The organism is Okeania sp. SIO3B5 (assembly GCF_010692555.1).
Taxonomy (GTDB): Bacteria; Cyanobacteriota; Cyanobacteriia; order Cyanobacteriales; family Microcoleaceae; genus Okeania.
Map to the genome: position 1 here is coordinate 1 of NZ_JAAHHG010000315.1, position 11781 is coordinate 11781.

The window sequence follows — 11781 nt, forward strand, 5'->3', positions numbered from 1 at the left end:
CAAAGAATACTAATTTATCATCCCTTGGTACATCGAAAAATTTGAGTCAGATTTTTCACATCAGAAGTAATAGAGAATTTGTAGATACTCTTGTAGCGATCGCCTCAAAAATAATCAATGGATAAATGATTTATATAGAAGGCAAAAACAAGTCGAAATTTATTCTGTCTCTGAGTGAAAAATCTCAAAAAATGGAGGCTCTACCTTGACATAAAATACTTGACAAGATACTATAAACATAATGGAAAAGGTGCGCTCATATATAGTAATTAAGAGAAGAGCGATAAACCCAGAAAAATCAGCTTTATCCTCACCCCAGAAAATTTAACCACTAAGAAATTTCCAGAATAGATATTGCATCATCAAGTATCAAGAAACGGAAGATTTTAGTGACACATATAAATTGACTATCAAAACTAAAATATTTAATTAAAAATCTGTGCTAAAAATTATCAAATCCAGAAATATCCCACAAAGAATAATGATTAATCATGGCCGAGTACATCAAAAAATTTGAGTCATATTTTCTACATCAGAAGTAATAGAGAATTTGTAGATACTCTTGTAGCGATCGCCTCAAAAATAATCAATGGATAAATAGATTTATATAGAAGGGAAAAACAAGTCGAAATTTACTCTGTCTCTGAGTGAAAAATCTCAAAAAATGGAGGCTCTACCTTGACATAAAATACTTGACAAGATACTATAAACATAATGGAAAAGGTGCGCTCATATATAGTAATAATTAAAGGGCGATAAACCCCGAAAAATCAGCTTTATCCTCTACCAATAAAACTTAACCACTAATAAATTTCCAGAATAAGTATTGGATTATCAAATCTCAAGCAACAGGAGATTTTGGCAAGACATATAAATTGACTATCAAAGCCAAAATATTTCATTAAACATCTGTGCTAAAAATTATCAAATCCAGGAATATCCCACAAAGAATACTAATTTATCATCCCTTGGTACATCGAAAAATTTGAGCCAGACTTTTCACATTAGAAGTAATAGAGAATTTGTAGATACTCTTGTAGTGATCGCCTCAAAAATAATCAATGGATAAATAGATTGAATAGAAGGAAAAAAACAAGTCGAATAATAAATTTCCAGAATAAATATTGCATTATCAAATCTCAAGAAACAGAAGATTTTAGCGACACATATAAATTGACTATCAAAGCCAAAATATTTAATTAAACATCTGTGCTAAAAATTATCAAATCCAGAAATATCCCACAAAGAATACTGATTTATCATCCCCTGGTACATCGAAAAATTTGAGCCAGACTTTCCACATCAGAAGTAATAGAGAATTTGTAGATACTCTTGTAGCGATCACCTCAAAAATAATCAATGGATAAATAGATTTATATAGAAGGAAAAAACAAGTCGAAATTTACTCTGTCTCTGAGTGAAAAATCTCAAAAAATTGAAAATCTACCTTGACAAACTATACTTGACAAGATATTGTAAACATAATGGAAAAGGTGCGCTCATATATAGTAATAATTAAAGGGCGAAAAACCCAAAAAAAAGTAGGTTTGACCCTCAGCAACATCGAAAATATTATTAGGAGTAATTTAAGAGAAATTAGTATCTCATCATAAAATATCTAGAGTGAGAAAAATCCGTTTTTCTCCTCTAATTAGTGCTTGCTGATTAAATATAAAAGCATTTATACATAAAGGTTTTATAATTTTTTAGTAAAAAAAAGTCTAAGCTTTTAGGTCGTAATGGTTCAAAAAATTAGCATTTTAGGCGGCTTTGTTGCGCAGAATAATCCCTTGATTATTCTTCCTCCTACCTCCTCTATAATTCCCCGTTCCTCCTGTCTCCTGTCTCCTGTTTCCTGTCTCCTACCCTCACCCATAAGACTTTTTCAGCAAACCCTAATTAATTTGCCTTTTAGCCTTTAGTTTTTCCCGTGTCTTCTATCATTAAACCTCCTAGTGTGATGCAACCTAGTACAAGACTAGAAGCAAACCACCACCACAGGAGAGCTCCTAGTGTCAATGGATTAAATTTCGCCTCAAAATCACCCAACCCCTCATTAAAAGGTCTTAATGGATCGAAAGGCACAGTCGAGTTTGTGATAAGTAAATTAGTCTCTGTAGAAGTTTTGCCCTTAAAAGTCATGAATTTGGAAACTGTAGGAGTGGCATATACATTAGACTCTTCCCAAAATGTAGGTGTTTTTTCCTCTGTAATAGTTAAGCCTCCAGAATTACCAAACACATCATTGAAAGAATTAGGATCTACAGATAGATTATACAATACACCATTAAAATCCCGGTCGAGAATGCCCCTTACATGAACAGTATCTTCAGTATCAACTAAGGGTAAGAAAGCCATGGCAGAGTTAGTTAAAGCAAACAAAGAAACAGCACTTGTAACTGTAGCAACTAGGAGACCCTGAAAAGATAAGTTGAAGTTTTTCATTTACACTACTGATGATAGATGTAGATTGAGTTTGTTGTTTATTCAGATATCTTAGTGGGTAAGCATTCAGCTATTAGCTGTCAGCTCTCAGCAACAAAAGTTTCTTCTTAAGGACAGTACTTAAATTTAAATATAGACTTTAAGGGCAAGGGAGGCAACTTTTGTAGCAAGACAATTAATAAAGCTTTGATCGTAAACTAAAAGCAATAGCTGATTGCTGATTGCTGACGGCTGAATGCTTACCTTAGTGGTTCAACTCTACATCAGTAAAATTTCAGTTGCAAGTGTTTTCGGCCAACTTCATTAAATCTTCATAAATAGAGACTTATTTTTACTAAATCTTCTATATAAAAATTTCATAATTCTGTTGCGAATAAAGGCGATCGCTGTGATTCAATAACAGTTATAAAGACCTAAGCAAAATCAAGTAATTAATTTTATTTGCTAAAATTGTTACAACAATTGAATTAATTATCACTATAATTAGGGTTTGCTGAAAAAGTCTTTTTGCTCTTTGTAGGAGACAGGAGACAACCCACCCCTAACCCCTCCCAGGAGGGGAGGGCTGTTTGATTCTCAATAGACACGGGGACGCGGAGACACGGAGACACGGGGATAGAGGCTTTTAAGCGACGTTGAACCAGATATCCTCTCAGAGGCAAAGGGAGGCTTATTGGCGCTCAAAATCGGCAAATTTTGATGAATTTCACTGTTCCACTATTCCCTCATCTCCCGTTCTCCCTCAATCGTTAACTTACGGGACTTTGAAACAGCCCTGCTACCAGGAGGGGAAGACAGGAGAAATGGCTTGGGAGCGAGGAGGTAGGAGTAAGAATTGTAAGAATGATTTTTCTGCCCAACTATACGCCTAAAATACTAACTTTTTGAGTTTTTTAGACTTAAACAGGCGCACTGCAATTCGACCATAAAAAGGCTAAAACCTTTATCTGTAAATGCTTTGATATTTAATCAGCAAACCCTAATTAGGGCTTGCTGAAAAAGTCTTATGGGTGAAGGTAGGAGACAGGAGACAGGAGACAGGAGACAGGAGAAATGGCTTGGGAACGAGGAGGTAGGAGTAAGAATTTTCTCAAGATGGTTCTGCCCTACTCTTGACCAAAATCCTGAATTTTTGAACCATTACCATTGAAAACCTCGCACTTTTTCCAGATCTAAAATTGCTCAAACCAATATCAGTCAATAAGCGCGATATTTAATCAGCAAACCCTAATTATTGCCCTTGCTGAAGATAATTATCAAAGCTTTCTTGTAACTGTTCAACTGTCAAATTCTGCATCCAATACTCTACCAAAGCATGACCAAAAGCCCAAGCATTCCGGTCTGGTGAAGAAGGATTTTCTAATAACAAAGGCCAAAGTGCCAGTAAGTCAAAACTACCTAAATTTGCATCCCCACTTAAGAGGGAAAATAAATCGTAAGCCATTTGTAACTTACCAATAACCACAGGCAACTCCTCAACCGGAATTTTTTCTGCCAACAAATAAGCTAAAGCTGGCGAACCCGTTGTCAGGGTAGAAACAAACTGCAACACTGGACTCTTTAACAAAGCAGTTAACCCCTGAGTAGTCGCCATTTGGAAAGTGTAATGGTCAATAATTTTAGCTGCTGCAACAGTACGAACTTCGCGATCGCGCAAAAATCGAGCCAGACGTAGTTGTTTAGCAGGAGTAATAGCTTCGAGCAAAGACATAGAAATAGCATCAACATTCCAAGCACCTCTATTACTTTGAATATCTCCCGTAACCACAGGCAAAACCCGGTCGCAAAATTCCCCAAATATTTCTGCGCGATATTGAGTAGCCTCTCGAATAGACTTTTCCTTCGCACCTTTGCCCCAAACAAAATCATAAGGAGGTTGCCATTCTCGGATAGGCCGCAAACGGTCAACTTGAGTCACAATAACAATAGCTGGCAAATCTGCAATTTCCTGTTTCACATCTTGGAGGAAGTCTACATCCATTTGTAGTGCAGGATCGAGAGCAGGAGTAACCAGCAACAATAAATCTGCAGTTTCAGCATAGTCGAGTACAAGCTCCCGTAAGTCTGGGCGGTTTGCTTGTTCATAACCTGGCGTATCCCACAAATTGAGAGTTTCTCCAGTTTGCTGCCATTGATAATTTTGAATTTTATCCGTACTCGGTAACACATCCACTTCAGCACAGTCAGCTTCAAACAGAGTATTAATTAAACTACTCTTTCCTGCCCCAGTGCGCCCCACCAACAAAATATTCACAGGTTTTTGCTCTACCGTTTCAGCAGGTTGAGCTTGTTCGAGAATTTGTTTGAGGGTTTGAGTTTCTGCCTTCGGGAGAGCAGGAGCAGGAATAACAGACTCAGAAAATTCTAAGTTGTTGCCTCCGTAGAGAGCGATCGCTTGCTGACATAAATTTCGCAATGTCACTTCCCGTAATATCTGACTGAAATTCATCAATAACTGTTGGTTTGCCTGTTCACTGTAACGCCGACTTGCTAGTTTAGCTGCTGCTGTTACTGGGTTAAGGAACCATTGTACCCAACCCCAAGCTTGAAAAAGTTTCCGTGCTGAAGGTTCTAATTTGCGATACATTTCATATCCCTGATATGCCTGGCCGACAGTTATTTGATTCAAGGTTGGAGATAATTTTTGCATCCATCGATCCATATCATCAACTGTACCTCGAATTAAACCGTAAGCTTGGGGAATGTAGATATTGAGCAGAGGATATTTGCCCTCCGGATGGTAAGTATTAGCAACAGCAACTATTACTGCTTGACAACGTTGCCAAAATGTTTGCCAGTCTTCCCAAAGAGGAAGGTCGTTGCGGGATGATTTGAGAATTTCTTGCAGGGCGGTTTCTACCTGGAGAGTTGCATCGCTTTTTGTGGGTAAGGTTGTGGTGTCATCAGTAAATTCGATTTGTTTGTTAACTTCTGCCATTACCTCTTTCATTTGTTCAACTGCAGGTCGCGTCCATTTGACTAGCAACAAACGCCATCCCACAAAGAGGAGGATAAATACGCCCCATATCCAGTTTATTCCCCACTGGTTGATTTGCATTCCGGCAGATATCATCAGGAAAGCTACAACACTAACAAGGGGAATAGCTAAAATTACTAATTGCCACAGTTTTAATCGTATCATTGTTTATATGTATTAATAGGGAAGTAGGGAAGTAGGGGAGTAGGGGAGTGAGGGAGTAGGGGAGTAGGGGAGTAGGGGAGATTTAAGTAATTATAGAATTATCAACACATATTATATAACCAGATTCTATATTATACCTTACCGAATAATTAAGGTTTAAAGCCTCTCCTTTCAAGGAGAAAAAAGAAAATATTTTCCCTTTTGCATCAATTTTATCCGTTTTCAAGGAGAGGTAATTAGGGTTTGCTGAATAAGTCTTTTTTAAGGAGTAGGGGAGCGGGTTCTTGAGGACACACCAGAGGGGGAAACGGGGAGACGCGGAGATAGGGTGTCACCGACACGCCGCGTCCGGTGTGTCTCCGTTTCCTCTTATGGCAGTAGGGGAATAATTTTTTTTGCCCAACTATGCGCCAGAAATGCTAACTTTTTGGGTGTGAAGAGCTAAAAACCAAGGTATTTCAGACCGAAAAAGGCTAAAACCTTTATTTGGTAATTATTTGAGATTTATTCAGCAAACCCTAATTATTAATTATTAATTATTAATTATTAATTGTTGAAAACCCCTTCTTCTTCCCTCCTGACTCCCTACTCCCTACTCCCTACTCCCTCCTCAAAAAAATCAAGCAACGCCTGAGTTGTTTCTTCTGGAGCTTCCTCTGGCAAAAAGTGACCGCAGGGGAAAGCTTGACCGCGCACATCTATTGCTCTTTCTCGCCAAGTTTCCAGCACATCATAACATTTTTCCATCACCCCGCGCTCTCCCCACAACACAAGTAACGGACATTGTATTCTACTGTTAATATCTTCTGCATCGTGTTCTAAATCAATAGTAGCTGCGGCACGATAGTCTTCACAAGTTCCATGAATACTGGCAGGATCACTAAAACAACGAATGTACTCTGCAATAGCATTTTCAGTAAAAGCAGTTTGGTTATAACTCCACTGTTTTAGTTTGTTGACAAGATAAAATGCTGGATCAGCACCGATCATGCGTTCGGGAATATTGTTGGGTTCGAGCAGAAAAAACCAGTGAGAGTAGGCAGTCGCCAGTTGTTGGTTGACAGTTTGAAAAATTTTCCTGGTTGGTACAATATCAAGAACTGCTGCTTTTTCTACACAGTGGGGGTAGTCGAGTAAAAGGCGATGGAGAACTCTACCTCCGCGATCGTGACCTGCTGCCAAGAATTTGGAGAAACCCAGAGCTGCCATAACTTCTATTTGGTCTTGGGCAGTAACTCTTTTGGAATAGGTGAGATGTTGAGGATCGGAGGGTGGTTTGTCACTATCGCCATAACCGCGTAAGTCTGTGCAGATGACGGTGAAGTGTTGGGCAAGTGCGGGAGCGACTTTGTGCCACATAATATGAGTTTGAGGATAGCCATGTAATAGTAGTAGAGGATAACCTTTTCCGCCTTTGACTAAATTAATGGTGGTATTGGAAGTGGGAATTTTGTGGTAGGTAAATTGTTCAAACATGAAAATGTATTTGAGTTAGTAAGTAGTAGGAACTGAGATTTATACAATAAACATCTCTGGAAAAGAGGGAGTAGGGAGTAGGGGCGAATCGCGATTCGCCCGTACAGGAGTAGGGAACCCACCCCTAACCCCTCCCAGGAGGGGAATAATTGATAATTTATCGGTAATATCATGTCCGGATAATCAGTGATCAAAAAAACCTTTTCCCTTCTAACCTTTTCTTTCCTTCTGCCTCCTGCCTCCAGCATAGCTGCCTTACCTCCTCCAAAGTGTAACTATTCAACCGGACATGATATAATAATTGACTTGATTTTTGATTTTTACCAGGTATCTATTAGACATCTCCACCAAAAGAGGGAGTAGGGAGTAGGGAACCCACCCCTAACCCCTCCCAGGAGGGGAATAATTGATAATTTCTACGGGATAATTGATTTGATTTTTTATTATTTGGAGATGTCTGATAGGAGTTGCTTCTACCCATAGACCGAAATTTTTACTAGAGGTAGTAGCTCGTCTAAACTAAAATTGTGAGTAAAACCCAACGCTACGATCCCCCCCAACCCCCCTTGGAAAGGGGGGAGAGGTCTATATTTTCTCAAATTTACCCACATTTTCAAGCTAGAGGAGCTAGTAGGAGCAAGTATAGTTCTGATATCAAGTCTCATTAAGAACGCCATAATAAAAATGTTCTTATCTTAAGAAGGAATATTTTTTCCGTTTGTCATACTGGGCAAACAAATTTCCCCTTGTTCCCTACTCCCTACTCCCTGCTCCCTTTCTGTAGATTTTCATCTACATCAGAGAATACCCTATGAATAATTTGTACTTCTGGGTTAATTTCAATCCATAAATTTGTTTCCCCAGTAGGACCGGAATTACCTTGAGAGGGTTGATAGATAATTTTGCAAGGCCCAAGAATGTCAGCTTCATGGCATAAATGATGGCGATCGCCCTGCTGAATATTAATTGCTGGTAAACAAGTGCCGTTTTGATGATTAGCATTGATAACGGTAGGCAATATCTGAATAACTGTTTTACTTGTACGTTGTCCTTTATTCCAAGTACCATCAGGACCACGACTACCTGGAATAATTTCTGGTATCCCTTGACTATTCAGAGGAATTAGCCAAGACCGTCCTTTTTTATTAGCTCCTTTAATCCTACCTTCTTTCAACAATACCCGCACCCTAGCAGTTGAGATATTTAGGAGAAAAGCTGCTTCTGTTGTACCTACTACCATTTGAAAAAACCATTACGAAATACTTATATTATTAGTATAACGTATAGTAGGCAACAGGCAATAGGGAATAGGGAATACCGTTTCACGGAATTCAAAAGTCAAAAGTCAAAAGTCAAAAGTTAGATTTGATAGCTTAAAACTTTGATGCTTCAGTAATTTTAGCAAATTATTCGACATCTAAAGTTTGAAACTATTTGTAACATTCTTTTTTTCAAATTGGTAGAATAGGGAATAGGGAATAGAAGACAGGGAATAGGGAATAGAAGACAAATAAAGATAGGTGTACCTCATTAGATTGAGAAACGCTATATCATTATTTTCTAAGTTATTAATAGTTGCATTTATCTATATATTTTATATTGGGTTGAAGACCCCTTATTTCTTATTTATTAATACCAATTGATTTTAAAAATTTCACAAATAGTTTTGCTCCTTATAAATATTAAATAACTTTTGTAAATTACTGTAGCATCAAAGTTTTTAACCGATAAAATCTTACTTTTAACTTTTGACTTACTTCCTTCTTCCTTCTTCCCTCTTCCTTCTTTATTATACCAATTCATTTTAAAAATGTCACAAATAGTTTTGCTCCTTATAAACATTAAATAACTTCTGTAAATTACTGTAGCATCAAAGTTTTTAACCGATAAAATCTTACTTTTAACTTTTGAATTTTGACTTATAACTTACTTCCTTCTTCTCTTACTTTTAATTTTTAACTTTTAACTTTTGAATTTTGACTTATAACTTACTTCCTTCTTCTCTTACTTTTAATTTTTAACTTTTAACTTTTGAATTTTGACTTATAACTTACTTCCTTCTTCTCTTACTTTTAACTTTTAAATTTTGAATTTTGACTTATAACTTACTTCCTTCTTCTCTTACTTATAACTTGTGACTTTTGACTTATAACTTACTTCCCTCTTCCTTCTTCCCTCTGCTTCCTTCTTCAATAATTTGCATAAAAATCCTTTCCAGGGCAGATATATATATACGGGGAAAAGATTGGGTCTAAGCCAAAATAGTTAGAACTTTGATAAGCTCAACTCATAACATTCAACTGTTGTGATAGGAGGGCGATCGCTGTGGAGGACCAATTACAAAATCTAATTACCCAAATAAAGCAATATCAAAATCCCAGTCCAGCACGCCAGAAAGCTATTAATCGTCTATTGATATTAATTCAACAACTCCCTGGACTATATAGTTCGTCCCACCAGGATTATCTGGAGGCTTTCAATCGGACATTAGAATGGGTCTGCAAAAACATTCAAAATTTTGAACCTCGGCCTCCTTCCTGGGAAAGAAGTTTTGTTGTCTGGATTAATGGTTATTTGAAATGGCGTATCCAAGACTTATATACCCCAGATAATAGATATGAAAGTTTGGATAAACCTATTAGTGATGAAGGAGAAAAACTAACAACTTTAGGAGAAATTTTACCAGCTAATAGTCTAAGTTTACTAGAACAGAAAATTGCTGAATTACAGAAAGCAAAACGTCAAATACAAGGTGAATCTTTGAGGCAATATATTGAGAAAGACCCAGAAGAAAAACTTAGGTTATCTCATCCGAAAAAATATCCTGAATGTAATTGTCAAGTATTGGCAATTCAGTTAAATTTTACAGTTCCACCAAAAAAAATATCTGATATTTGCAAAGAAATAAATATTAGTAAGCAAACTGTTTATTCCCACTGGAAGCGCAGATGTATTCCATTATTAAGAGAAATCGCTAATCAATTTGGAGAAGAATTATGAATATGACTTTTTCACAAGCATTAAAAGTTTTTTTGACTGCAGAAGCTCATGGTTATGCAGGGCAATTTGCAGCAGAACAAGCTACTCCTGAAAAGGGAAAACAAGTTTATCTAAATACTCTGGCTGTTGTGGCAGTTCAAACTTATTTAAAGTGTTTAGATATTCAGACAGCGATTCATCAAGGTGATTGTTGGCATCCTGGTTCAAGAGCAATATTTGATGTGGCTGATTTAGTTTTACCAAATATTGGCAAAGTGGAATGTCGTCCGGTATTTCCTGGTGAAAAAGAATTGTTGTTGCCTCCAGAAGCTATTGATAACCGTATCGGTTATATAGCGGTTCAATTTGAGGAAGATTTAAACCAAGTACAAATATTAGGGTTTGTTTCTGCAAGAAATATTGATGGGTTTCAAGATTCTATTCCCCTCACACAAATAAAATCTTTGGATGCTTTAATTGAGGAAATTGATTGGTGTCAAAAATGGGTGAATTTACGTCGGTGGTTTGAAGGTTTTTTTCCGGCAGAATGGCAAAGTTTACAGTCACTATCTACATCTACAAGAACAAGAAGTTTAAGAGTTTCAAATGATAGTATTTCTCAATCTCCAACGGATGATTTAAGTATTAGTTGTGGGAAAATTATTAATTGGGGTAGTGGAGTAAATGAACAAGCTACAGAATTAGCGGTAAAATTGACGGATAAGTTTGAGGAGGAAATAGATATTTGTGTGCGACTTTCTACTACGAATAAAATTCCATTTTTACCTGCTGGTTTACGAGTACAAATATTGGATGAATCTGGTAATTCTTGTATGGAAGCTGAAGCTAGGGAAGCGGATGATTGGATACAATTAGAATTTGGTTGTAAACCTCAAGAACAATTTACTGTAGAAATGAGTTTAAATGAGCAAATAATTAGAGAGAATTTTGTAGTTTAAGGGTAAGCATTTCGTGTGGAATGCTGCGCAAATAGCTGTCAACTGTCAGCTCTTAGCTCTCATGATAATATTTTAATTAATATAGACTTTAAAGCCAAATTTGATAGTATAATTTAATTCTGATTTAATTAGTAAAGCTTTTATCTAATACCAATTTCATAAAATATTGCAAAGCGTGAGGACACAGGGAACAGGGAACAGGGAACGGGGGACAAAGAAAGAAAAACATAAATATTAAAGAGGAAAAAAGGTGGCAATTTTATAATTTATGGAATTTATAATTTTTTCTTTTAGGAATAAATCACAAATTAAGATGTAACTGCCTTTTTTGAATTTGGTATAAAACTAAAAAAAAAGTAATAGCTGATGGCTGATAACGCAGTTCCGACTATAGGAGGCTAGCTGATGCCTGTTTGCTTAAATTTAAGATTATAGTAGATAAATATGGAAACTATTAAAATTATTAAGATTAAACTTATAGATAGTGGTGAAAATGGGTTTCATGTGATTTTAAATTCAATAGGTGCTAATTTTGAGCCTGTTGATGGTTTTTTACCATGTCTACCTGCTGAATTAGAAAGTTCTTTTAATCAATGGCAGTCAGCTTATTCTCAGTTAGAAGATGTGAGAAAAGTAGCAACTCGTATTAGCCCACAATCAGTAGTTAATTATTCTAGTTATGAAGAAAAAGAACAAGTTAAAATAACTCTTAATCAATGGTTGGATAGTAGCGATATTAGTTGGCAACCTGTACGGGAGGAATTAATTTATGTATCGGAG

General features: G+C 36.6%; 7 protein-coding genes. 3 read left to right on the forward strand and 4 right to left on the reverse strand.

The features are described from left to right. Window positions 1-1911 precede the first annotated feature (1911 nt). The 4 genes from F6K54_RS29825 to F6K54_RS29840 all read right to left on the reverse strand — a co-directional run bounded on the left by F6K54_RS29825 (window position 1912) and on the right by F6K54_RS29840 (window position 8303). Window positions 1912-2445 (reverse strand): hypothetical protein, encoded by a 534-nt coding sequence (locus F6K54_RS29825; protein ID WP_293085925.1) that lies wholly within the window; start codon window positions 2443-2445, stop codon window positions 1912-1914. Between the two features lie 1231 nt (window positions 2446-3676). Then, window positions 3677-5587: a GTPase family protein gene (locus tag F6K54_RS29830; protein ID WP_293085928.1), complete on the reverse strand. Its 1911-nt coding sequence runs from the start codon at window positions 5585-5587 to the stop codon at window positions 3677-3679. A 585-nt stretch (window positions 5588-6172) separates the two neighbouring features. Next, on the reverse strand, window positions 6173-7063 hold the full coding sequence (locus tag F6K54_RS29835) for an alpha/beta fold hydrolase (RefSeq protein ID WP_293085931.1): 891 nt from the start codon (window positions 7061-7063) through the stop codon (window positions 6173-6175). A gap of 760 nt (window positions 7064-7823) precedes the next feature. Further along, entirely contained in the window at window positions 7824-8303 is a 480-nt protein-coding gene (locus F6K54_RS29840; protein WP_293085934.1) for a helix-turn-helix domain-containing protein, read from the reverse strand. Window positions 8304-9388: 1085 nt separating this feature from the next. Here F6K54_RS29840 and F6K54_RS29845 point away from each other — a divergent pair. From F6K54_RS29845 to F6K54_RS29855, 3 genes are all read left to right on the forward strand, one after another. Then, on the forward strand, window positions 9389-10063 hold the full coding sequence (locus tag F6K54_RS29845) for a hypothetical protein (protein WP_293085937.1): 675 nt from the start codon (window positions 9389-9391) through the stop codon (window positions 10061-10063). Beyond that, on the forward strand, window positions 10060-11001 hold the full coding sequence (locus F6K54_RS29850; RefSeq protein ID WP_293085940.1) for a DUF1822 family protein: 942 nt from the start codon (window positions 10060-10062) through the stop codon (window positions 10999-11001). Before F6K54_RS29845 ends, F6K54_RS29850 begins: the two co-directional genes overlap by 4 nt. Window positions 11002-11445: 444 nt before the next feature. Then, window positions 11446-11781, forward strand: a 336-nt coding sequence (locus tag F6K54_RS29855) for a hypothetical protein (protein WP_293085943.1), incomplete at its 3' end; no start/stop codon positions are given.

Coding starts and splice junctions, on each gene's coding strand:
- F6K54_RS29830 (WP_293085928.1), bottom strand. CDS start 5,587: ATGATACGATTAAAACTGTGGCAATTAGTAATTTTAGCTATTCCCCTT.
- F6K54_RS29850 (WP_293085940.1), top strand. CDS start 10,060: ATGAATATGACTTTTTCACAAGCATTAAAAGTTTTTTTGACTGCAGAA.
- F6K54_RS29835 (WP_293085931.1), bottom strand. CDS start 7,063: ATGTTTGAACAATTTACCTACCACAAAATTCCCACTTCCAATACCACC.
- F6K54_RS29840 (WP_293085934.1), bottom strand. CDS start 8,303: ATGGTAGTAGGTACAACAGAAGCAGCTTTTCTCCTAAATATCTCAACT.
- F6K54_RS29825 (WP_293085925.1), bottom strand. CDS start 2,445: ATGAAAAACTTCAACTTATCTTTTCAGGGTCTCCTAGTTGCTACAGTT.